This window comes from Pseudomonas sp. lyk4-R2A-10 (genome assembly GCF_030209075.1).
GTDB lineage: Bacteria > Pseudomonadota > Gammaproteobacteria > Pseudomonadales > Pseudomonadaceae > Aquipseudomonas > Aquipseudomonas glycinae.
This window is the reverse complement of the sequence record NZ_JARVSR010000002.1, coordinates 721,076-744,668: the sequence shown is the minus strand read 5'-3', so window position 1 is coordinate 744,668 and position 23,593 is coordinate 721,076. Positions and strand designations below refer to the sequence as shown.

The 23,593-nt window shown below is 59.9% G+C and carries 20 protein-coding genes and 1 tRNA gene; 15 read left to right on the top strand and 6 right to left on the bottom strand.

The annotated features are described in order from the left end of the window. Positions 1-6: 6 nt before the first annotated feature. The 14 genes from QRN46_RS05730 to QRN46_RS05665 all read left to right on the top strand — a co-directional run bounded on the left by QRN46_RS05730 (position 7) and on the right by QRN46_RS05665 (position 13,077). Positions 7-83 (top strand) — tRNA-Ile (locus tag QRN46_RS05730). A 374-nt stretch (positions 84-457) separates the two neighbouring features. Beyond that, positions 458-673, top strand: coding sequence for a hypothetical protein (locus QRN46_RS05725; RefSeq protein WP_041475442.1), 216 nt, complete (start codon positions 458-460; stop codon positions 671-673). A 60-nt stretch (positions 674-733) separates the two neighbouring features. After that, a complete protein-coding gene (locus QRN46_RS05720) occupies positions 734-1,699 on the top strand; it encodes a HesA/MoeB/ThiF family protein (RefSeq protein WP_011336221.1) in 966 nt (321 codons plus the stop codon). Positions 1,700-1,721: 22 nt separating this feature from the next. Next, a complete protein-coding gene (locus QRN46_RS05715) occupies positions 1,722-2,186 on the top strand; it encodes an HIT family protein (protein WP_011336222.1) in 465 nt (154 codons plus the stop codon). Positions 2,187-2,333: 147 nt separating this feature from the next. Further along, positions 2,334-2,795, top strand: a complete 462-nt coding sequence (locus QRN46_RS05710) for an Lrp/AsnC family transcriptional regulator (RefSeq protein ID WP_285354385.1) — start codon at positions 2,334-2,336, stop codon at positions 2,793-2,795. Between the two features lie 146 nt (positions 2,796-2,941). Beyond that, positions 2,942-4,624 carry a flavin monoamine oxidase family protein gene (locus tag QRN46_RS05705; protein WP_011336224.1) on the top strand — a complete coding sequence of 561 codons (1,683 nt, stop codon included), beginning with the start codon at positions 2,942-2,944 and terminating at the stop codon, positions 4,622-4,624. Between the two features lie 12 nt (positions 4,625-4,636). Further along, positions 4,637-5,431 (top strand): carbon-nitrogen hydrolase family protein, encoded by a 795-nt coding sequence (locus QRN46_RS05700; RefSeq protein ID WP_011336225.1) that lies wholly within the window; start codon positions 4,637-4,639, stop codon positions 5,429-5,431. Between the two features lie 38 nt (positions 5,432-5,469). Further along, the gene (gene pqqF, locus QRN46_RS05695; protein ID WP_285354384.1) at positions 5,470-7,896 is read left to right on the top strand and encodes a pyrroloquinoline quinone biosynthesis protein PqqF; all 2,427 of its coding nucleotides are present in this window, start codon (positions 5,470-5,472) and stop codon (positions 7,894-7,896) included. 159 nt (positions 7,897-8,055) lie between these two features. Next, positions 8,056-8,130, top strand: a complete 75-nt coding sequence (gene pqqA / locus QRN46_RS05690; protein ID WP_003444522.1) for a pyrroloquinoline quinone precursor peptide PqqA — start codon at positions 8,056-8,058, stop codon at positions 8,128-8,130. 84 nt (positions 8,131-8,214) lie between these two features. Next, the gene (gene pqqB, locus QRN46_RS05685; protein ID WP_011336227.1) at positions 8,215-9,126 is read left to right on the top strand and encodes a pyrroloquinoline quinone biosynthesis protein PqqB; all 912 of its coding nucleotides are present in this window, start codon (positions 8,215-8,217) and stop codon (positions 9,124-9,126) included. A 20-nt stretch (positions 9,127-9,146) separates the two neighbouring features. After that, positions 9,147-9,899, top strand: coding sequence for a pyrroloquinoline-quinone synthase PqqC (pqqC, locus tag QRN46_RS05680; protein WP_011336228.1), 753 nt, complete (start codon positions 9,147-9,149; stop codon positions 9,897-9,899). Next, positions 9,896-10,171, top strand: coding sequence for a pyrroloquinoline quinone biosynthesis peptide chaperone PqqD (pqqD, locus tag QRN46_RS05675; RefSeq protein ID WP_011336229.1), 276 nt, complete (start codon positions 9,896-9,898; stop codon positions 10,169-10,171). Before pqqC ends, pqqD begins: the two co-directional genes overlap by 4 nt. Beyond that, complete coding sequence (pqqE, locus tag QRN46_RS05670) at positions 10,164-11,303, top strand: pyrroloquinoline quinone biosynthesis protein PqqE (RefSeq protein ID WP_011336230.1); 1,140 nt, start codon at positions 10,164-10,166, stop codon at positions 11,301-11,303. Before pqqD ends, pqqE begins: the two co-directional genes overlap by 8 nt. Beyond that, the gene (locus QRN46_RS05665; RefSeq protein WP_041475444.1) at positions 11,269-13,077 is read left to right on the top strand and encodes a S9 family peptidase; all 1,809 of its coding nucleotides are present in this window, start codon (positions 11,269-11,271) and stop codon (positions 13,075-13,077) included. Before pqqE ends, QRN46_RS05665 begins: the two co-directional genes overlap by 35 nt. A 3-nt stretch (positions 13,078-13,080) precedes the next feature. Here QRN46_RS05665 and QRN46_RS05660 read toward each other — a convergent pair whose 3' ends face one another. Next, positions 13,081-13,239, bottom strand: coding sequence for a YqaE/Pmp3 family membrane protein (locus QRN46_RS05660; RefSeq protein ID WP_003228885.1), 159 nt, complete (start codon positions 13,237-13,239; stop codon positions 13,081-13,083). 206 nt (positions 13,240-13,445) lie between these two features. After that, complete coding sequence (locus QRN46_RS05655) at positions 13,446-14,729, bottom strand: aspartate aminotransferase family protein (protein WP_011336232.1); 1,284 nt, start codon at positions 14,727-14,729, stop codon at positions 13,446-13,448. 169 nt (positions 14,730-14,898) lie between these two features. On the opposite strand from QRN46_RS05655, the gene QRN46_RS05650 reads away from it, so the two are divergent. After that, positions 14,899-15,795 (top strand): LysR family transcriptional regulator, encoded by an 897-nt coding sequence (locus QRN46_RS05650; protein WP_221616013.1) that lies wholly within the window; start codon positions 14,899-14,901, stop codon positions 15,793-15,795. Positions 15,796-16,054: 259 nt separating this feature from the next. On the opposite strand, the gene QRN46_RS05645 is transcribed toward QRN46_RS05650, so the two are convergent. The 4 genes from QRN46_RS05645 to QRN46_RS05630 form a co-directional block, all read right to left on the bottom strand. Next, positions 16,055-17,833, bottom strand: a complete 1,779-nt coding sequence (locus tag QRN46_RS05645; RefSeq protein WP_102685698.1) for an acyl-CoA dehydrogenase C-terminal domain-containing protein — start codon at positions 17,831-17,833, stop codon at positions 16,055-16,057. Between the two features lie 184 nt (positions 17,834-18,017). Then, the gene (locus QRN46_RS05640; protein ID WP_011336235.1) at positions 18,018-19,814 is read right to left on the bottom strand and encodes an acyl-CoA dehydrogenase C-terminal domain-containing protein; all 1,797 of its coding nucleotides are present in this window, start codon (positions 19,812-19,814) and stop codon (positions 18,018-18,020) included. Between the two features lie 90 nt (positions 19,815-19,904). Beyond that, complete coding sequence (locus QRN46_RS05635; protein ID WP_041475445.1) at positions 19,905-21,194, bottom strand: GGDEF domain-containing protein; 1,290 nt, start codon at positions 21,192-21,194, stop codon at positions 19,905-19,907. Between the two features lie 210 nt (positions 21,195-21,404). Beyond that, entirely contained in the window at positions 21,405-23,519 is a 2,115-nt protein-coding gene (locus tag QRN46_RS05630) for a cytochrome-c peroxidase (RefSeq protein WP_064380303.1), read from the bottom strand. Between the last annotated feature and the right edge of the window lie 74 nt (positions 23,520-23,593).

Below are 23,593 nucleotides of genomic sequence, written 5' to 3'. Positions count from 1 at the left end.
TACTGAGGGCCTATAGCTCAGTTGGTTAGAGCAGAGGACTCATAATCCTTTGGTCCACGGTTCAAGTCCGTGTGGGCCCACCAAACATGAAAAAGCCGCGCTTATGTGCGGCTTTTTCGTATCTGCGTTCCCCCCTCAGACAACGCATAAACGAGACCGCACAGTCTCTACAATCCGGCGATTGTCGTACCTCCCATCTCGATGCTGCCGGCTCACGCCGCGATCTGATTCACAGGATCATATAGCTCATCTGTTTGCTGCCGAGTTTGTGCATGCAATCGCTGTTCTCCTTGGTTAAAACCGCCAAAACAATGTAACGAAAAATTAATTATCACAAGTTATCGCAGACGCCCCTTTTACAGTCAGAAACAACCAAGAGTTGACAGACAATAGATCAGAAACACAATATGGAAATGCTGGAAAGAATCATTAGTATTAATAATATGGAGCTAAAAATATGGAAATTAAGGCTGCTGCAGGTATCGCTGCACTCATACTGGGTGCCTCCATCTTGAATGCACAGGCTGCGCAAACCAAAGACGCTATAACTTCGGGCAGCGAACCTTTGACAACAGTCATGGGTAAGAAAACCGTCGCATCGGGCACTACAGCCATGATTGGAATCATGTGTTCTGATGGCCGCATTGTGTTCTCCAAGCCTCGCTGCAACTAAGTAAACTCCCAGGTTGCAGCACCGCTGCCCTGGGATTTTCATTTCGATCAGAGAAGCAATATGGACAGTGCAGCAATCGATTTTTATCTAAAGGATGAACAAGGAAACGTTTTGGGCTTGATCGCCCCCTCGACTTTTTTTGCCGAAACAGATAGCGGCTTGTTGATTGATGGCCCTAAAAGCACAGTCAGAATCAATCAACGATCAATTGCCGGTCTTGCAAAAGGCTTGGTCGAAGCTGGCTCACTTGCAACCGGCACCCTCGAAGAACTGGCCCAAATCCATGCTTTATTAGAAAACCCGGCAACGAGCAGAACGACTAGTTACTTTCTGTGCGGGACATCGTCTTGCAGCGCAATCATCGAAGACACGAACACCATCGAAAAAAGTACCGCACTGGTTGTTGGCTGCGGAGGGATCGGTAGCGTGACTGCGATGGTGCTGGCAGGTTGCGGCATTAAAAAATTTATATTGGTGGACGCCGACGCCATTGAGGAAAGCAACCTCAATCGGCAGCTGTTCTGGACGAGGGCAGACATAGGCCAGCCTAAAGTCTCGACGTTGAAGTACGCCATTGAAGCGCGTTTTCTGAATACAACGATCGAAACTCTAGCGATAGAAGCGGACAAATTCGCTATCGAGAACCTGCAGCGTCAATACGACGCCAACATCATTATCATCACCGCAGATAATCCGTCCTCTCTGGCTGAAGACGCGGCAGGCATTGCTCAGGCAAGTGGAGTTCCTGTTGTGAGTGGAGGCTACAACCACTCCAATTGTAAGGTTTACCTGCATTCCGGTGAACAGGTTGAAACCTTATCCGCCACGACCGAAATCACACCCTGGCAGCGGCTCCCACACTCAATCATGCCCAGTTTCGGCCCGCTAAATGTAAATATGGCATCGCTGTTGGCTTCCGGATCTATCGCAATGCTAGCCAAACGGAGTTTCGAGTCGAACAAAGATCACACTATCGAATGGGACGCTTGCCACTTTCCTTTAAACTTCCAAACTGAAACTTATTGACCGGTCAATATTGGATAAATAAATGAGCTGCATTTTCTGCGATATCGCATCAGGCAAGGCACCTGCACACGTAATCTGGGAAAGCGAAAGCCATCTGGCATTTCTGTCAATATGTCCTAACACCCCGGGGTTCACCGTTGTCATCCCTAAAGCACACGCGTCCAGTTACGCGTTTGCACAGTCAGATCAGGCACTCACTGAGTTGACCCTGGCTGCAAAAGCCGTTGCTTTATTACTCGATAGCGCCCTTCCAGATGTTGCACGCACAGGAATGATGTTTGAGGGTTACGGTGTGGATCATCTTCACGCAAAACTGTTCCCGATGCACGGCACCGGTAATAGCAGCGAATTCAAACCTATCAGTTCAAATATCGATAAATATTTTACTCGCTATGAGGGATATATCTCATCGCATGACTGGAAGCGTGCCGATGATCAGGAATTGGCCGAACTTGCGAGAAAAATCAGAAATCACGCATCTCTGTAACTTACTCGACGATTTGCATCGTGTTGCCGGGCTCGATATTGGCAATAGTCGCGCGCCCTCTCCAATAGACAGGAGGTTTGATAGATGCGCTAATTGACTGATTCGCATACGTCGAAGCACGTAGGCAGGCCAATTCCGAGATAACCCATGTCCAAAATCGCCTCCACAGGTCTTGATGAAATCGACCGCCAGCTGATCGCAGCCCTGCAAATCAACGCCCGCGAAAGCGTGGCGATGCTGGCCCGGCAATTGGGGATCGCCCGCACGACCGTGACTTCACGACTGGCGCGGCTGGAAAAGGCCAAAGTCATCACCGGCTACAGCGTGCGTCTGGGCCAGCGCGTGGTGGACGGCGGATTGCAGGCTTACGTCGGGATCAAGGTGCAGCCACGCTCCGGCAAAGAGGTGTTGCGCCGTTTGAGCGCAATGGCTCAGGTGCTGCAATTGTGCGCGGTGAGTGGCGAATTCGATTATGTGGCGTGGCTGCGGACCGATTCGCCGGAGCAGCTTGATCAACTTCTGGATCAGATCGGCAGCGTAGACGGTGTGGAGAAAACCACGACCTCGATCATTCTCAGCAGCAAGATTGATCGCGGCCATCCAGTCTGACCAATAAAATCGTCAGATTGCAGCATATGCACTCAAAACGACGACACATTGCGTCTTATTAACGTGTTCTACGCTCCCTAGAATGGCTGGCATCTTTTCCTATACTCAGACGCGCCTCCAGCGTCGGGTCGCCAGCAAGGTCAGCCATGAACAAGAACAATCGCCATCCTGCAGACGGTAAGAAACCGATCACCATTTTTGGCCCGGACTTTCCTTTCGCCTTCGACGACTGGATCGAACACCCGGCCGGTCTCGGCAGCATTCCCGAGCACAACCACGGCGCCGAAGTGGCCATCGTCGGGGCCGGCATCGCGGGTCTGGTGGCGGCGTATGAGCTGATGAAACTCGGCTTGAAACCGGTCGTGTATGAGGCCTCGAAGCTCGGCGGTCGTCTGCGTTCGCAAGCGTTTAACGGTACTGACGGGATCGTCGCCGAACTCGGCGGCATGCGTTTCCCGGTGTCCTCCACCGCGTTCTATCACTACGTCGACAAACTCGGCCTCGAGACCAAGCCCTTCCCCAACCCGCTGACCCCGGCCTCCGGCAGCACCGTGATCGACCTGGAAGGCAAAACCCATTATGCACAGAGCCTGAAGGATCTTCCTGCACTGTTCCAGGAAGTGGCTGACGCCTGGGCCGACGCTCTGGAGGCCGGTTCGCAGTTCGCCGATATCCAGCAGGCGATCCGCGACCGTGACGTGCCGCGCCTGAAAGAGCTGTGGAACACGCTGGTTCCGTTGTGGGACGACCGCACGTTCTACGACTTCGTCGCCACCTCCAAAGCCTTCGCCAAACTGTCGTTCCATCACCGCGAAGTGTTCGGCCAGGTCGGTTTCGGTACCGGCGGCTGGGACTCGGACTTCCCCAACTCGATGCTGGAAATCTTCCGTGTGGTGATGACCAACTGCGACGATCACCAGCATCTGGTGGTCGGCGGCGTCGAACAAGTACCGCAAGGCATCTGGCGTCATGCGCCGGAGCGGTGCGTACACTGGCCGGCAGGTACCAGCCTCAAGTCGCTTCACCACGGTGCCCCGCGCTCCGGGGTAAAGAAAATCGCCCACGCGCCTGACGGTCGTTTCGCGGTCACCGACAACAATGGCGACACCCGCGAATACGCCGCCGTACTGACCACCTGCCAGAGCTGGCTGCTGACCACCCAGATCGAATGCGACGAAAGCTTGTTCTCGCAAAAGATGTGGATGGCCCTGGACCGCACGCGCTACATGCAATCGTCGAAGACCTTCGTGATGGTCGACCGCCCGTTCTGGAAGGACAAGGACCCGGAAACCGGTCGCGACCTGATGAGCATGACCCTCACCGATCGCCTGACCCGTGGCACCTACCTGTTCGATAACGGCGACGACAAGCCGGGCGTGATCTGTCTGTCGTACTCGTGGATGAGCGATGCGCTGAAGATGCTCCCGCACCCAGTGGAAAAACGCGTGAAGCTGGCACTGGATGCGTTGAAGAAGATCTACCCGAAAGTCGACATCGCCGCGCGGATCATCGGCGATCCGATCACCGTGTCGTGGGAAGCCGACCCGCACTTCCTCGGTGCGTTCAAGGGCGCCCTGCCCGGCCACTATCGCTACAACCAGCGCATGTACGCGCACTTCATGCAGGACGACATGCCGCAGGAGCAGCGCGGGATTTTCATCGCCGGCGACGACGTATCATGGACGCCTGCGTGGGTCGAAGGTGCGGTGCAGACCTCGCTCAATGCAGTCTGGGGAATCATGAAGCACTTCGGCGGGTCCACACATAAAGAGAACCCTGGCCCGGGTGATGTGTTCAACGACATCGGCCCGATCGCCCTGCCCGAGTAAGAGGAATCTTCAATGCGTGTAGCCCTTTACCAATGTCCACCGCTGCCACTGGAACCCGCCGCCAACCTTCAGCGCCTGCACCAACTGGCGATGGAGGCCAAAGGCGCCGACCTGCTGGTGGTGCCGGAGATGTTCCTGACCGGCTACAACATCGGCAAGGAGGCGGTCGCGACATTGGCCGAGGTCTACAACGGTGAGTGGGCGCAGCAAGTCGGACGGATCGCCAAGGCTGCCGGTCTGGCGATCCTTTACGGTTACCCTGAGCGCACCGCCGAAGGGCAGATCTATAACGCCGTGCAGTTGATCGATTCGAGCGGCGAGCGCCTGTGCAATTACCGCAAGACGCATCTGTTCGGCGATCTGGATCGTTCGATGTTCAGCCCCGGCGATGGCGAGTTTCCCATCGTCGAGCTCAACGGCTGGAAGCTCGGTTTCCTGATCTGCTACGACCTGGAGTTCCCGGAGAATGCCCGGCGCCTGGCCCTTGAGGGCGCCGAGCTGATTCTGGTGCCGACCGCCAACATGATTCCTTTCGATTTCATTGCCGATGTTTCCGTGCGCTCCCGTGCCTTCGAAAACCAGTGCTACGTGGCTTACGCCAACTACTGCGGCCACGAAGGCGACATCCATTACTGCGGACAAAGCAGCATTGCCGCGCCGGATGGCAGCCGCATTGCTCAGGCCGGGCTGGATGAAGCCTTGATCGTCGGCGAGCTGGATCGCCAGTTGATGGTCGACTCGCGCAGCGCCAACCGTTACTTCAACGACCGCCGTCCCGAACTTTACGACGCGCTCAACAAGCGCTAATCCGCTAGCATTGGCACTTCACTGTTCTGGAAGTGCCCATGCCTGCGCCGACCCATCCCCGTCCCCACACCGAAACCCTGGCCAACGGCTTGCGCGTGACCCTGCGCCACGTGCCCGGCCTGAAGCGCAGCGCCGCGGCGTTGCGGGTGGCTGCCGGCAGTCATGACGTGCCGTTGGCGTGGCCGGGGCTGGCGCATTTTCTTGAGCATTTGCTGTTCCTCGGCACCGAGCGTTTTCCCGCAAGCCAAGGCCTGATGGCCTACGTGCAAGGTCACGGCGGTCAGGTGAATGCCAGCACCCGCGAGCGCACCACCGATTTCTTCTTTGAATTGCCGCCGGCGTCCTTCAGCGGTGGGCTGGAGCGTCTGTCAGACATGCTCGCCCGTCCGTGTATGAATCCGGACGATCAGTTGCGGGAACGGGAAGTGTTGCAGGCGGAGTTTGTCGCGTGGTCGCAGGATGCTGGAGCTCAGCAAAAAGAAGCGCTGTTCGAAGGGTTGTCAGCATCGCATCCGTTGCGCGGCTTTCATACCGGGAACCGCGACAGTCTGCCGGTAGAACACGCGGATTTTCAGCAGGCGTTGAAAGACTTTCATCAGCAGTTTTACCGCACCGGGCAGATGATCCTGAGCCTGGTCGGGCCGCAAAGTGTTGAAGAGCTGCGCACGCTGGCCGAACAGTTTGCCGCCGCGCTGACGGCTGGGGATAAAACTGCACAGGCAGCCCCCGTTCGCTTGATGGACAACGCACAGGAAAGTTATCAACAGCTCGGCGAGCGGAACGGAAATCTGCTGTTTGCGTTGGAGGGTTTGCCGGAGTCGTCGGCCGAAGCGCTGGCGTTTCTCTGTCACTGGTTGAACAGCGCCAAACCCGGTGGGCTGCTCGCTCACTTGCAACAGCAGGGATTCGCGGAAGGCTTACAGGCCTGTGTGCCCTATCAATTTGCTGAGCAGGCAGTTCTGCATCTTCAGTTCACTGGGGCATCCGGGTCACTCGACGCTCTCCGCGCGCAGTTTCTCGACTGGTTGAGCTTCTTCACAGCGCAGCGGGACTGGCCAGCGTTGCGTCAGGAGTATGCAACGCTGCTTGAACGGCAGCAGCAGGTCAGCGGCGCGTTTCAGCTGGCGCGACTCGACAGCGAACGACGTGAAAACGGCCTCTGCGATTCGGCCGTTGCGGCGCTGAAAGTGATTCTCGGCAAAATCGGCACTGTGGATAACTTCAGCAGCCACTGGCATCTGCCTGCCGCCAATCCGTTCCTGCGCACAGCCGAGCCGCTGGCCAACGCCGGCCTGATCCGCGGCCAGACCAGCGCCCACCGTGGCCTGCGCACGTTCGCTCAGGATCGCTCGCGCAGCCGTCGCGAACGCTCGCCGATGCAATTCAGCCAAGCGCTGCCGGATAACGGTGACGAAGGTGCGGTATATGTTCGCTGGCAGACGGAAGCCGCGGCCACGGCCGAGCTGCAAGCGAAACTGCAACGCAGTCTGCGGGAGGTTTCCGACGACGCGCGTCAGGCTGGGGTCGAGTTGTCCTTCAGCGCCTCAGCTGATCAGTGGTTGCTCAAACTCACTGGCCTGCAGGACACGCTGCCCGTTGTGCTGGAGCACGCGCTGAAATCTCTGACACAAGTGGGCGCCGACTCCGCGAAAGGCGAGCCGCAACCTGCGCTGATACCGATCCGCCAACTGCTCAAGGCATTGCCCGAAAAGTGCCTGACAGCGGTAGGCGAATCCGATGACGCCGCGCAGCTGTGGACAACTTCCCGCTGGGACGGTCTGGCTTTGGGGCTAAACCAACAAACCCAGTCAGCCATGGGCCTCGCCCTGAGCCGTATCCCCGGCATCCCGGACAATCAAATTCCCCCACCGTCGACAATCAACTCTGGATACCTGTGGAGTCAGATCGACAGCGCGTCCAGCGAACACGCCTTGTTGCTGTTCTGCCCAACCGCCAGCCACGAAATCGCTGACGAAGCCGCGTGGCGCCTGATCGCCCACCTGTGCCAGACGCCGTTCTACCAACGCCTGCGCGTTGAATTGCAACTCGGTTATGCGGTGTTCAGCGGCCTGCGCCAGCTCCACGGCCAGACCGGATTGCTGTTCGGTGTGCAATCGCCCACGGCCACCGCCGCGCAATTGCTCGACCACATTCAGCAGTTTCTCGATGGCCTGCCAGCCCTTGTCGAACAGCTGGATGCCGCCAGCCTCACTCAGCAACGCCAGACGCTTGCCGATCAGTTCGATGACAACGTCCTGTCCGGCAAAGATGCGGCCGAACTCCTGTGGCAGGCCCGCCTCGCCGGCCACTCGTCGGATTATCTGCTGCAATTACGCAGCGCAGTCGCTCAACTGGATCGCCCGGCGTTGCTGGCCGCCGCACAACGTCTGATCCGCGCCGAGGGCGGCTGGCACGGCCTGGCCAACAGCCCTTCGCCGGGCGCGCCCTGGCACGCGGCTAAATGATCATTACCGGGGCTGCAAGGAGCTTTCTCAAAGATTCACGGGCAAAGCCCCTGAAATTTTGAGTAACATAGCCACCTAACTATTTGGAACATCCCCGCGCTGCCGTGGACTATACCTATGGATAGCGCTATCTCACCCACCTGAAAAAGGAGTCACCCGATGGCTTGGACTAAACCTGCTTACACCGACCTGCGCATCGGCTTCGAAGTCACCATGTACTTCGCCAGCCGCTGAGTCCTGCCTCAAGCAGAACACTGCAGTGCAACGCCTCGGCTCGCCGGGGCGTTTTATTTTCAGCGTTGAAATGATGGAGCGTTCATGTTCGTCCAGATTCTGGGTTCGGCCGCCGGTGGCGGTTTTCCGCAGTGGAACTGCAACTGCGTCAATTGCGCCGGTTTTCGCGACGGCAGCCTGAATGCCCAGGCCCGTACCCAATCGTCCATCGCGATTTCCGATGACGGCGTGAACTGGGTGCTGTGCAATGCCTCGCCGGACATCCGCGCGCAGCTTCAGAGCTTCGCCCCGATGCAACCGGGCCGGGCCCTGCGCGACACCGGCATCAGCGCGATCATCCTGATGGACAGCCAGATCGACCACACCACCGGCCTGCTCAGCCTGCGCGAAGGCTGCCCGCATCAGGTCTGGTGCACGGACATGGTCCACGAAGACTTGAGCACCGGTTTCCCGCTGTTCACCATGCTCAAGCACTGGAACGGCGGGCTGGACTGGAACCGCATCGAACTCGACCAGAGTTTCACCGTCGCCGCATGCCCGAGCCTGCGCTTCACCCCGCTGCCGTTGCGCAGCGCCGCACCGCCCTACTCACCGCACCGCTTCGACCCGCACCCGGGCGACAACATCGGCCTGATCGTCGAAGACCTCGGCACCGGCGGCAAATTGTTCTACGCGCCGGGTTTGGGCAAGGTCGACGCGCCATTGCTGGAAATCATGGCCGGCAGCGACTGCGTGCTGGTGGACGGGACGATGTGGGACGACGATGAAATGCAGCGTCGTGGCGTCGGCACCCGCACCGGCCGCGAAATGGGCCACCTGGCGCAGAACGGCCCCGGCGGCATGCTCGAAGTGCTGGAGCAGCTTCCCGAACAGCGCAAGGTGCTTATCCACATCAACAACACCAACCCGATTCTCGACGAAGACTCCCCGGAGCGCGCGGAACTGGTGCGGCGCAATGTTGAAGTGGCGTATGACGGCATGAGCATCGTCCTGTAACGAATGCCCGGAGAACCGCAATGACCGACACCCCGCTGTCCCCCGCCGAATTCGAAGCGGCCCTGCGCGCCAAGGGCGCCTATTACCACATTCATCACCCGTATCACGTGGCGATGTATGAAGGCCGGGCCACCCGTGAGCAGATACAGGGCTGGGTCGCCAACCGCTTCTACTATCAGGTGAACATCCCCCTGAAAGACGCGGCGATCCTCGCCAACTGCCCGGATCGCGAGATCCGTCGCGAGTGGATTCAGCGCCTGCTCGACCACGACGGCGCGCCCGGTGAAGATGGCGGCATCGAAGCCTGGCTGCGCCTCGGCCAGGCCGTCGGTCTCGATCCGGATCAATTGCGCTCCCAGGAACTGGTGCTGCCCGGCGTGCGTTTCGCCGTCGACGCCTACGTCAACTTCGCCCGCCGCGCCAGTTGGCAGGAAGCCGCCAGCAGCTCGCTGACCGAGCTGTTCGCGCCGCAGATCCACCAGTCGCGCCTCGACAGCTGGCCGCAGCATTACCCGTGGATCGACCCGGCCGGCTACGAATATTTCCGCACCCGTCTCGGCCAGGCCCGGCGCGATGTCGAGCATGGTCTGGCGATCACGCTGGAGCACTACAAGACCCGCGAAGGCCAGGAACGCATGCTGGAAATTCTCCAGTTCAAACTGGACATCCTTTGGAGCATGCTCGATGCCATGAGCATGGCCTACGAACTGAACCGCCCGCCGTATCACAGCGTCACCGATCAACGGGTCTGGCATAAAGGAATCGCCTTATGAGTTTCGACCGCAGCAAGACCCCGACCTGGCGTCCCGGCTACCGTTTCCAGTACGAACCGGCGCAGAAAGGCCATGTGCTGCTGTACCCGGAAGGCATGATCAAACTCAATGAAAGTGCCGCATTGATCGGCGGCCTGATCGACGGTGAGCGGGATGTCGCGGCGATCATTGCCGAACTCGACAAACAGTTCCCCGGCGTGCCCGAGCTCGGTGACGACATCGAGCAATTCATGGAGGTTGCCCGTGCGCAGCACTGGATCACCCTTGACTGATCTGCCGCCCAAGCCTGAGGTCGGCCTGCCGCTGTGGCTGCTCGCCGAGCTGACTTACCGCTGCCCGCTGCAATGCCCGTATTGCTCCAATCCGCTGGATTTCGCCGAGCAGGGCAAAGAGCTGAGCACTGAACAGTGGATCAAGGTGTTCCGCGAAGCGCGGGAGATGGGTGCGGCGCAGCTGGGCTTTTCCGGGGGCGAACCGCTGGTGCGCCAGGATCTCGCCGAGCTGATCCGCGAAGCGCGCCAGTTGGGTTTCTACACCAACCTGATCACCTCCGGCATCGGCCTGACCGAGCAGAAGATCAGCGACTTCAAGAAGGCCGGGCTCGATCACATCCAGATCAGTTTCCAGGCCAGCGACGAGCAAGTGAACAACCTGCTCGCCGGCTCGAAAAAGGCCTTCGCGCAGAAACTGGAAATGGCTCGCGCCGTGAAGGCTCACGGCTATCCGATGGTGCTGAACTTCGTCACTCATCGGCACAACATCGACAAGATCGACCGCATCATCGAACTGTGCATTGCGCTGGAGGCCGACTTCGTCGAACTCGCCACCTGCCAGTTCTACGGCTGGGCGCAGCTCAATCGTGTCGGCCTGTTGCCGACCAAGGAACAACTGGTTCGCGCCGAACGCATCACCAACGAATACCGCGCAAAACTGGAAGCCCAAGGGCATCCGTGCAAGCTGATTTTCGTCACCCCGGACTACTACGAAGAGCGCCCGAAAGCCTGCATGAACGGCTGGGGCAGTCTGTTTCTGACGGTCACACCGGACGGCACCGCCCTGCCCTGTCATGGCGCCCGACAGCTGCCGGTACAATTTCCCAATGTGCGCGACCACAGCATGCAGCACATCTGGTACGACTCGTTCGGTTTCAACCGCTTTCGCGGTTATGACTGGATGCCCGAGCCGTGCCGCTCCTGCGACGAGAAAGAGCAGGACTTCGGCGGCTGCCGCTGCCAGGCCTTCATGCTCACCGGCGATGCCAGCAATGCCGACCCGGTGTGCAGCAAGTCCGAACATCACGGCGTGATCCTCAAGGCCCGCGAAGAAGCCGAGCACGCCACCCAGACCATCGAACAACTGGCCTTTCGCAATGAACGAAACTCGCGACTCATCGCCAAAGGCTGAGCCTTTCAGCGCCACCGCTGCGGTTGCTGCCGGCGTGGATTTCGCCGAATTGCAACTTGGTGCCCATGGCTTGTTCTGGAATGAATATCGCCCAACAGACGCCGCGTGCCGGATCTGGCACTGGCGCGATGGCGCGGCGAAATGTCTGACGCCTACGGGTTTCAGCGTGCGCAGCCGGGTGTACGAATATGGCGGTGGGGCGTTTTGCCTGACGCCTGACGGGGTGGTTTTCGTCAACGAGGCGGATCAACAGCTGTATCGCCAGACGCTGGACGGCGAGCCCGTGGCATTGACGTCTGGCGAGTGTCGTTATGGCGATCTGAATTACGCCGACGGGCAGGTGCTGGCCATTGAAGAGAACGGTGATCGCCATCGGCTGGTGGCTATCGATCTGGCGAATGGCGAGCGTCATAGGCTGATTGAAGGCGCGGATTTTTATGCATCGCCGATCATCAGTCCGGACGGCCAGCGCTTGGCGTGGATCGAGTGGAGCCGTCCGTATCAGCCGTGGACATCCACACGACTGATGCTCGCCGAGCGCTCGGATAGCGGGTTTTCCGTCCCACGCTGTGTGGCGGGTGAAACCCTTGAAGAGTCGATCCAGCAACCGCGTTTCGATGCCAATGGCCGACTGGGCTGTCTGACCGATCGTGGTGGTTATTGGCAACCGTGGGTCGCGTCGGCAAACGACTTGCAACCGTTAGCTAGCGCCAAAGCCGATCACGCACCAGCTCCATGGCAACTTGGTGGCTGCACTTGGCTGCCCACCGACGAAGGCTTTTTGGCGAGCTGGAGCGAAGGCGGTTTCGGTCGTCTGGCGCTCAACGGTGAAGACTTCACCGGCGACTACAGCCGCTTCCGTCATCTGGCTGTCGATGATCAATTTATTTACTGCATTGCCGCCTCACCGATCAGCCCTTCAGCGGTGATCGCCATTGATCGCGAATCGCGTGAAGTGAACATCCTGGCCGGCGGAGTCGCACCGCTACCCGCCGAGCGCATCAGCCGCCCGCAAACTCTGCGCTATCCCAGCGGTTCGGGTGAAGCCCACGGCTTCTTTTACCCGGCCACGAATGGTGATGTGAAGCCGCCGCTGGTGGTGTTCATTCACGGCGGCCCGACGTCGGCCTGCTACCCGATGCTCGACCCGCGCATTCAGTACTGGACGCAGCGTGGCTTCGCCGTCGCCGATCTCAACTACCGAGGCAGCAGCGGTTATGGCCGGGAGTATCGGCAGGCGCTGCATCTGAGTTGGGGCGCGGTGGACGTCGAGGACGCGTGTGCGGTCGTGGCCTACCTTAATGATCGCGACATGATCGACGGTGATCGTGCATTCATCCGTGGCGGCAGCGCCGGTGGTTACACCACGTTGTGCGCCCTGGCGTTCCATCAGGTATTCCGCGCTGGCGCCAGTCTGTACGGAGTCAGTGACCCGGTGGCACTGGCCCGCGCTACGCACAAGTTTGAAGGCGATTATCTGGACTGGCTGATCGGCGATCCAGAGAAAGATGCCGAACGCTACGCCGCCCGCACGCCGTTGCTGTACGCAAGCAACATCCGCGTACCGGTGATTTTCTTTCAGGGCGAACTGGACGCCGTAGTCGTGCCGCAACAGACCCGCGACATGGTCGCGGCCCTGGAGCAAAACGGCATTGAGGTCGAAGCGCATTACTACGCCGATGAACGCCACGGCTTCCGCCGGGCCGCCAATCAGGCCCATGCGCTGGAGCAGGAATGGCGGTTCTACCGGCGAGTGATGGGTTTGACGGACTGAGACTCAGCGTTTGGCGATGATGTACACCGCATGCACGATCCCCGGGATGTAACCGCACAACGTCAGCAGAATGTTCAGCCAGAACGCGCCGCCGAACCCGACCTGCAGAAACACACCCAGAGGCGGCAACAGAATGGCAATGATGATGCGGATAAAGTCCATGGGGCAGCTCCTGATTGGGGGTTGGCTCACCTGAGCCATACAAGCTAATCGACCTGTGCCGTTTGTCAGGGTTCAGTGCAAACCGCAATCTCGCCATCTGATTGCCATTATCCGGCCACAAAAAAACGCCCCACGCCAAAAGAATCAGGAGTGGGGCGTGCGTTATACCGCGAGACGGTTCTTGAATTCGGGTGGGAAATTTCAGCTCAGACGGCAATCCCTTTGCGGCATTGCAGTTGCGCGGTGCGTACCCGGGAGAAGGCGCGGGCCAGGCGCAGGAGCATTTCGTCGATGTTGGCCTTGCTGACGTTGAGCGCCGGTGTGAAGCGCAGGCAGTCGGCTTGTGGGGCGTTGAGCAGCAAACCTTCGTGAAGCGCGGCTTTGACAACGGCCTCGGCGGAGTCTTCCGACAGGCTCAGTCCCCAGAACAGCCCCTGCCCGCGTAACTCGCCATGCTCATAACGATAGGCCAGACGGGCGAGCCCTTCGCGCAGATGCTGGCAGTTGTCGCGGATCTGTTCGAGGAATGCACGGTCCTGCACGCTGTCGAGCACCACCAGCCCTGCGGCGGTCATTAGCGCGTTGCCATGATGAGTACCGCCCAGCTCGCCAGAATCGAAACAGCAGGCCTTGCCTCGCGCCAGCAGCGCCGCCAGTGGAACACCGCCGCCGAGGCCTTTGCCGAGCACGACGATATCGGCGCGCACGCCGTAGGACTGTTCGGCGAGTAAGGTGCCACAACGGCCGATGCCGGTCTGAACCTCGTCGAGAATCAGCAGAATCCCCAGCTCACGGCAGAGGCGTTCAACACCCTTGAGGTAATGCTCGGTCGCAGGGATTACTCCGGCATCGCTCTGGATCGGTTCGAGCATGATTGCTACGGTCTGCGCATCCACTGCTGCATGCAGCGCCGGCAGGTCATTGAACGGTACCGGATCGAAACCGGGCAGCAACGGTGCGAAACGGTTGTGCAGGTTGCAACTGTCCGACGCCGAAATCGTCGCCAGACTACGTCCGTGACAGCCTTGTCTGGCGACAATGATCCGCGAGGCGCCGCCGCGATGCAGCTGGCCCCATTTGCGCGCCAGTTTGATCGCCGCCTCACAGGCTTCGCTGCCACTGTTGAGCAGGTATGCCTGATCACTGCCAGTGCTCGCACAAAGACGTTCGGCAAGGCTGAGCATGCCGCGGTTGTGCAGATTGAAACCGGGATTGATCAGGGCCTGGGCCTGGTTGGCAATGGCTTTGACCAGCGCCGAAGGGCTGTGGCCGAGGCTATTGGCGCCTCCGGCCTGGGAAAAGTCCAGGTAGGCGCGGTCATTGCTGTCCCATAGCCAGGAGCCTTGACCGCGAACGAATACCTGCTGCGGACGCTCGACGCTGGGCATCAGACGTTCGGCATTCAGGCCATCAGCGGCATCCGATTCTTGGGTTTCAAAAGCCAGGTCATCGAGACTCGGCGTCTGGCGCCGCAAACTGAACAGATTCATTGAAAAAAACCTCGATCGAGGTTTTTTGAACTGCCTATGCAAACACTTTCAAAACAAACGCTGGTCATTGCGCTTTCCGGCCCTGTAAGCCTTGTGAATGCGGTTAGACTAGGCCGGGTCACGGCGTCAAGCCATTTCGATTTCCCAGCATTTTCGATAAGTGTTACTTATGGATTTCAAACAACTGCGTTATTTCGTCGCGGTCTATGAAGAAGGGCATGTCGGACGCGCCGCAGAGCGCCTGTCGATCTCTCAGCCCGCGCTGTCCCAGCAGATTCGCCAGCTGGAACAAAACCTCGACGTCACCCTGTTCGAACGCAGCAGCAAACGCCTGCTGCCGACCCTCGCCGCCCACACCTTGTACAACCACGCCTTGCCACTGCTCGACGGCATGCAGCGGGCGCGTGAGGCGTTGGGTAACTTCAAAGGGCAGGCACTGCGCACATTGGCGATCGGCGTGCTGCAAACCGTGCACACCAGCCTGGTGCCGCAAATGCTGGAGAGAGTGCGCAAGGCCCAGCCGCATCTGGTGGTGCAGATTTATGAACTGACGGGGCTTGAGATCGAGCGGCGACTGCTCAACGGCTCGCTGGACATCGGCATCAGCTATCTACCGCCACGCCAGCCGGGGCTGCACGGCGTGATGTTGTACGAAGATGAACTGACGCTGGTCATCCCGGCGGATCATCCGCTGCGGGAATTCAAGAAAGTCTCGATGAGTCAGGCAGCCGAATTGCCGATGTTGCTATTGGGCGAAGAATTTCAGATCCGCCAGATCTGGCAGGCGCAACTGGCCAGCCTCGGACGACGCCCGCAAGTGCAGGCCGAATTGAACAATATGGTGGGGATTCTCGACAGCCTTCCGCATACCCGTCTGGCGACGGTGCTGCCCGGTCGTTCGCAAAAAGAGTACGACGATCAGGATCTGCTGTGGAAACCGTTGAGTGAGCCGCGCGTGCCGTTGAAGGTCGGGCTGGTGTGTCGCGATGTGCAACGCCAGCAGGCGCCATTGGCCTTGCTGCGAACGTTGCTGGAAGAGGTGATCAGCGTGAGGACAAACCGCTGAAAGGGGCGCCGCCGCTGGACGCGTTGAGCTGAAAACTTTTCTGCGGGCATAAGAAAACCCCGCCGAAGCGGGGCTTTGCAGACTGTTTCCCTGACATCCATTTCACTCCGCCACCCTGGCAGAATCCTACGTGTCCGTGTTGTTGCTTTGCGCTTCCTGCGCGACGTCCATGGAAAGTAGATTAGCTCTGGATCCAATCTACGCCTATGGGAGAACAGCAGCACGTCATGTAAGAGATCGCTTACATGACGTTACATCATCAGAACTGCGCAGCGTCCAGCAGGAACAGCGACTCGCTGCCGGCCTTCACCGACGCGCTCAACGAGTGAATCCGCGGCAGCAGACGGGCGAAATAGAACCGCGCCGTGCCGAGTTTGCTCGCATAGAAATCGTCCTGCGCTTCTTTGCCCAGCGATGCCTTGGCCATCAGTGCCCACATGTAGGCGTAAGCGGTGTAGCCGAACGCTTGCAGATACTCGACCGATGCCGCGCCGATTTCGTTCGGGTTGGTTTTCGCCCGGTCCAGCAGCCATGAGGTCAGCTCGTCGAGGGTGTCGACGGCGTCATTCAGCGGCTTGGTGAACTCGCCCAGATCGGCACTGGCGGTTGCGGTGAAATGGCGGATCTCGTCGGCGAACAGTTTGTAGAACGCGCCGCCGCTGCCGACGATCTTGCGCCCCACCAGGTCCAGCGCCTGAATGCCGTTGGTGCCTTCGTAGATCTGGGTGATGCGCACGTCACGCACCAGTTGCTCCTGGCCCCACTCACGGATGTAGCCGTGGCCGCCGAAGATCTGCTGGCCGTGGACGGTGGTTTCCAGTCCAAGATCGGTCAGGAACGCCTTGGCCACTGGCGTCAGCAAGGCCACCAGATCTTCCGCACGTTTGCGGGTCGCGGCGTCTTCGCTGAACTTGGCGGTGTCGAGCTGCATCGCCACGTAAGTGGAGAACGCACGGCCGCCTTCGTTCGAGGCTTTCATGGTCAACAGCATACGACGCACGTCCGGGTGGACAATGATCGGGTCGGCCACCTTGTCCTTGTTCTGCGCGCCGGTCGGCGAACGACTTTGCAGGCGGTCACGGGCGTATTCGATGGCGTTCTGGTACGAGCGCTCGCCGGTGGCCAGGCCCTGGATGCCGACGCCCAGACGCTCGTAGTTCATCATGGTGAACATCGCGGCCAGGCCCTTGTTTGGCTCGCCGACCAGGTAACCCACGGCTTCGTCGAAGTTCATCACGCACGTAGCGGACGCCTGGATGCCCATCTTGTGTTCGATCGAACCGCAGTTCGCCGGGTTGCGCGCGCCCAGGCTGCCATCGGCATTGACCATGAACTTCGGCACCAGGAACAGCGAAATGCCTTTCGGCCCCGCCGGTGCGTCCGGCAGTTTGGCCAGCACCAGGTGAATGATGTTTTCGGTCAGGTCGTGCTCACCGCCGGTGATGAAGATCTTGGTGCCGCTGACCTTGTAGGAACCGTCAGCCTGAGGTTCGGCCTTGGTGCGAATGATGCCCAGGTCGGTGCCGGCGTGTGGCTCGGTCAGGCACATGGAACCAGCCCAGACACCGGCGTACATGTTCGGCAAGTAAGCGGCTTTCAGTTCTTCGCTGGCGTGGGCGTTGATCGACAGGCAAGCGCCGGCGGTCAGCATCGGGTACAGACCGAAGGACAGGCTGGCGGAGTTGACCATTTCTTCGACCTGGGCCGAGACAGCTTTTGGCATGCCCATGCCGCCGTAGGCCGGATCACCGCCAACACCGACCCAGCCGCCTTCGGCATAAGTCTGATAAGCCTGTGGAAAACCGGCCGGCGTCGTGACGGCACCGTCGGCCCAGTGGCAGCCTTCTTCATCGGCGGCACGGCTCAGGGGCGCAATGCTTTTGCTGGTGACCTTGCCGGCCTCTTCGAGAATGGCTTCAACGGTTTCCGCGTCCACGGTCTCGGCCAGGGCCGGCAGTTCGGCCCAGAGTTTGGCGACTTCGAACACTTCATTGAGGACGAAGCGCATATCGCGCAGCGGCGCTTTGTAGTCAGCCATGGCAAACCTCGCAAAGATCTAAACAGGTGATTCGTGGAAGGGTGATTTCGTTGAGCTGGAGTGTAACCCAACAACTTTTGCGACACATAGGGTCAGGCGATGACTGATTTGTTATTTTTAGTCACCAGCAATCAACCATAAAGAAGCCCGCAATCAGCGGGCTCTTTTGTTTAACAGTGGCGTGTTACAGCGCGAACAACTGCGCCGGCAGTTTCATCAGGCAATCGCTACCCGCCTCGATCGCCGAACGATGCGCAGCGGTGCGCGGCAGCAGACGCTTGAAGTAAAACTCGCACGTCGCCAGTTTGCCCTGGCAGAAATCGCCATCCCCCTCGCCCGACTCCAGCTGCGCTTGGGCAACCAGAGCCATGCGCAGCCACAGGTAGCCGAGAACGATGTAACCGCTGTACATCAGGTAATCCACCGACGCGGCGCCGACTTCATCCGGATTTTTCATCGCGGCCATACCGACCTTCATGGTCAGCTCGCCCCACTGCTGATTGAGACCATCAAGCTGCGCGACAAACCCGCCCAACTGCGCATTCCCGGCGTTGGCGGCGCAGAACTTGTGGACGATTTTGGTGAAGTTGCGCAGCAGCTTTCCCTGGCTGCCCAGCACCTTGCGCCCGAGTAGATCCAGCGCCTGAATGCCGTTTGTGCCCTCGTAGATCGGCGCGATGCGGCAATCACGAACCAGTTGTTCCATGCCCCACTCGCGGATAAATCCGTGGCCACCGAACACCTGCATGCCGTGGTTGGTCACCTCAAGGCCGGTGTCGGTCATGAACGCCTTGCAGATCGGCGTCAGGAACGCCAACAGGTCTTCGGCTTCCTGACGCGCCTCGGCGTCCGGGCTCAGGTGCGCGACATCGAGCATCTGCGCGGTGAAATAAGTCAGCGCGCGGTTGCCTTCGTTGAAGGCTTTCATGGTCAGCAGCATGCGTCGCACGTCCGGATGGACGATGATCGGGTCGGCCGGTTTGTCCGGGGACTTGGCACCGGTCAGGGCCCGCATCTGCAAGCGGTCGTTGGCGTATTTGATTGCGCCCTGGAAGCTTGCCTCGCCCAGACACAGGCCCTGCATCCCGGTGCCGAGGCGCGCGTGGTTCATCATGGTGAACATGCAATTCAGGCCTTTGTTCGGCTCGCCGATCAGGAAACCTTTGGCGTCGTCGAAGTTCAGCACGCAGGTGGCCGATGCCTTGATGCCCATTTTGTGTTCGATCGAGCCGCAGGAAACGCCGTTGCGCTCGCCCGCCTCACCGGAGGCGTCCGGGAGAAATTTCGGCACGATGAACAGCGAAATGCCTTTGGTGCCCGCCGGTGCGTCCGGCAGTTTGGCCAGCACCAGATGAATGATGTTGTCACTCATGTCGTGCTCGCCGGCGGAGATGAAAATCTTGCTGCCGGTCACTGCATAACTGCCGTCGGCCTGCGGCACCGCGCGGGTCTTGATAATGCCCAGGTCGGTGCCGCAATGGGCTTCGGTCAGGCACATGGTGCCGGTCCACTGGCCCGCAGTAAGTTTGCGCAGATAGGTGTTTTTCTGCTCGTCGGTGCCGTGGGCGTGGATCGCCGACATGGCGCCATGGGTCAGGCCCGGGTACATGCCCCACGAGGTGTTGCTGGAGGCGACCATTTCGCTGATCACCAGCCCCAGCGAACTCGGCAGGCCCTGGCCACCGTAAGCCGGATCTGCCGCCAGACCGTGCCAGCCACCTTCCACGTATTGTGCGAAGGCCTGCTTGAAGCCTGTAGGCGTTGTCACCACGCCATTGTCGAAATGGCAGCCCTCTTCATCGCCGCTGCGATTGAGCGGCGCCAGAACGTTCTCACAGAACTTCGCGCCCTCGTCGAGGATCGCGTTGATCATGTCCGGGCTGGCGTCGTGGGCGCCGAGAGCCGCGTACTGAGTGTGGAAGTCAAAGACGTGGTCGATCAGAAAGCGCATATCGCGCAACGGAGCTTTGTACTCGGGCATGGTGGCTTCTCCTTCAGCAGATTGCTTCAACCTACTGCCGGTCACCCTGCCCCACAATCACTGTCCAGACGCTGAATGCGCCGTCATCACTCAACCTGCGGCGCTGTCCATGCGCACCGCGCCACGGCGGTTCTGACCGAACGCCATCACGCAGTTTCGCCCTGCGCCCTTGGCGCTGTAGAGCGCCTGGTCGGCGGATTTCAGCACTTCTTCCGGGGTGCGCTGCTCCAGACGCTCGGCCACGCCGATGCTGACCGTGACCGACACGCTGGACGCCCCCGAACCCGAGCGGCGCTGACGGCCCTGCTGATCATCCTGCGGGCGACTTTCCTGATTGCGCAGCTGAATGTTGTAGGACGCAATCGACTCGCGGATGACTTCCAGGTGCGGCATGCACTCTTCGAGGGTCTTGCCCGCAAACACCAGGGCGAATTCCTCACCGCCATAGCGATACGCCCTACCGCCGCCGCTGATTTTGGACAGCTTGCTGGCGACCAGACGCAACACCTGATCCCCCACGTCGTGGCCGTGGGTGTCGTTGAATTTCTTGAAATGATCGACGTCGCTCATCGCCAGCACATAGTTGCGACCCAGACGCTGCATGCGCTCGTTGAGTGCGCGGCGGCCCGGCAAACCGGTAAGTTCGTCGCGAAAGGCCATTTGATACGCCTCGTGCGCTACCGCTGCCGCAATCATCAGCATGACCTGGCTGCACATGATGTTCAGGGTGAACGGCAGGATGAAGGTTTTCGGCAGCATCCAGAACACCCCGAGCAACCCCACCAGTTGCGCCGCGTGCAGCGGACGCGGGTTGCGCCAGTATTGCCAGGCCAGAAGCAGGAACGCCGAGATGAACACCGGATACGACAACTGGATCAGGCTCATCCACGCGCCGTGCAGCGCCGGCCAGCGGATCTCGGAAAGCCACATCAGCAAGGCCTGCGGGTAGCTTTGCTCGAGCCCCAGCGCCACGCTGCCAAAGGCCAGCAGCACGGCGAAGCGCGCGATCATGTCCTGAAACAGATGCGTGCGTTCCTGCCATGCGGCGAACAGACCGAACAGCAACGGCAGCAACAGACAGACCAAGTGGAACACCACGGCCGCATCTTCGCGCACCTTGCCGTTGTCGCGGTAATAGTCAGTCTGGGTGTCGAGCAGGAAGTAGGCGATGTACACCGTGACCATCAGAAACAGCTCGCGCTGGCGTCGGTAAACCGCACAGTACGAACCGCCCAACAGCAGCACCAATGTCGGCAACACGTTAAACAGCGAGGTGAAGAACACGTTGAGGTCTTTGACGTACGCAGCCGCTAACCCCGCGAGCAACAACAGCAGTGACGGCAGGAAATGACTGAAACGTACAGCGGAAGAACGCGGCAAGGGTAAAAGCTCCGACCCGTCATGGCAAAGAGATGGCATTGTGCCTGCAATGTGGCCAGTTAAGCACACACAATGTGATCCAGATCACAGGCTGTCTCTTTAACGGCCGAAATCGGCAGTTGCTGAGTAATTCAGTAAGGTTTTTTGCGCAATGGCCGCTAGACGGCCACCATGGCCATCATTCTTGATGGCCATGGTGTGTTTTTATGCTCAGAGATCGTTGTAGAACGGCTGCAATGGCCCCTCTGCCGCCGGCCGGCCTTCAGCACCGTAAGGCTTGAGATTGAGCGATGCGTCCATCGCCTGACGGGTCGTGACTTTCGGACTGGCCGGACGCTGGGTCACGGCATTTTCATCGCCGATGTGGCCCTGCGGAATCACCAGCGACGGATGATCGAACGGTGCGCGCTCCCATGCCACGCGAGGATCGGTCAGGCCGACCTCCATGAATTTCACCAGCGCGTCGATTTCATCGGGCGTCAGGTTCAGCGCCGTCATGTCCGGGTCGAGGTTGGAAGTGTTGTGCTGGTTCACCGCCGGATGCTCAAAGCCGCTGGTGTTGTTGGCATCTTCACCGCGCCGGTCACCGCCACGGTTGTAGAACTCCATCACCTGCTTGAGCGTCGAGCGGCTGCCGTTGTGGAAGTACGGCCCGGTCAGGGCGATGTTACGCAGGGTCGGGGTCTTGAATGCGCCGTCGACCGAGTCGCGGAAACCGACATTCGGTTTGAGCGTGGCATCGCACGGAATCGCCGCACTCAACGGTGCCTCGAACGTGCAGACATCGACGTCCAGCGGATCGACCGAGCGACCGCCCTGCAACACGCTGTTGTACTGCCGGGTGAACGACCATGGATTGCCCCAGGCATCCGCGCCGCCGAGGGCCAGGTCTTCCGAGGTCGGGCGCACACCGGTGTTGTAGAAGCCGTTGTCGTAAAGGGTGGTCAGGTTGTCGGCCATCACCATCCGCTCAATGCGTTCGCGCGGGTGCATCAGCAGGCGGCTGGCGGCGTTGGTCAGCTCCGGACCGCCGTGGCAATTGACGCATTTGCCCTTGCCGAGAAACAGGTTCATGCCCTCCACCTGTTGCGCGTTCATTGCCGTGTGATCGCCCTGCAGGTAAGCATCGATCGGCGCCTGATCGGACACCAGCGTCGCCTCATACATCTGGATCGCCAGGCCGAAAAACAGCGGGAAGTTGGCCTCCATCTGGGTGTACGGCACGCCGCCCACCAGAACGTTTTGCGTGGCGTTCCACAGCCGGGGCTGGAAGGCGTTCTTGATCAGTTCGCGATAGGTCGGCCGCCGTGCGCCCGATACTGGAGCCAGCACCGAGTCGGTGGATGAAATCCTTTGCTGCTTTAGCATCAGCGTGTCGAGCATCCTGCGGCCGATGTCGGCAAAGGTACGGCCACCGCAGGACATTTCCACCGGGCTGCCGGGCGGGCCGACGGCTTGCGAGGCGGCAGACGCATCGTTGAGCGCCAGCCGCACTTTGGTCGCAACCGTGCTGCGTTCGCTGGTCACGTAGATCCCGGCATCCGGATCGCGATTACCGAACGGCGAGAAGCCGTTGAACACGTTGTTGGCCCGACCGTCCCAGAAGTTGCGCACGTTGAACGCGGCATTGATCACCGACGGCGCATTGCGCCCGGTGCTGCGACGCACGTTGATGCCACCGACCTGGAAAATACCGTCCGGCTGCTGAGTACATTTGTCGAAACGCGCCTGATTGGGTTTGACGAAGTTGGCGTCGAACACGCCTTGCGAGCCGACCACATCGTCCGTCGAGTACACGATGGGCGAGTTGCGCTCCAGCGGATTGCTCAGCACGTGGGTCGGGAAGTCGGTTTTCTTCAGCGTGTAGTTCGGGCCGCCCTTGCCGCCGGACAACGTCGCGTAGGACGCCACATCACCGGGAATGTCCGAGGCTACAAACGGCTTGTTGAAGATCGACGCGACATTGGCGTTGGTATGGGCCTGGCCGGGGTTGAGCTGGTTGGTGATGCGGTGGTCGACGCCGGCGTGGTAGTGGCAGGAAGCGCATGCCGTGGAGCCGTCGCTGCCGATCTCCATGTCCCAGAACAGCGCTTTGCCCAGCAGGATCGCGGCCTGGCGATTGAGCACGTAGTCGGTCATCAGGTCGACCTTGCGCCCGCCTTCGGTTCCGGACGGATCGGGGGGCACCATCCCGCGCAGTGATTGCAGCGAAGGCACCTCCGGCACGGGAGGATCGACCACGGCGGGGTCGGCGGCCCATGCGCTGTGGACTGACAGCGCGATGGGTAACCAGAAGGTCAAACGAGCGAGTCGACTGATGTTCATAGGCTTCACCCTGACTGTTGTTGTTAAGTGCCGGGCGTCTTGCTTCTTTGAGCAGGCAGTTCTGGTTAGCACCG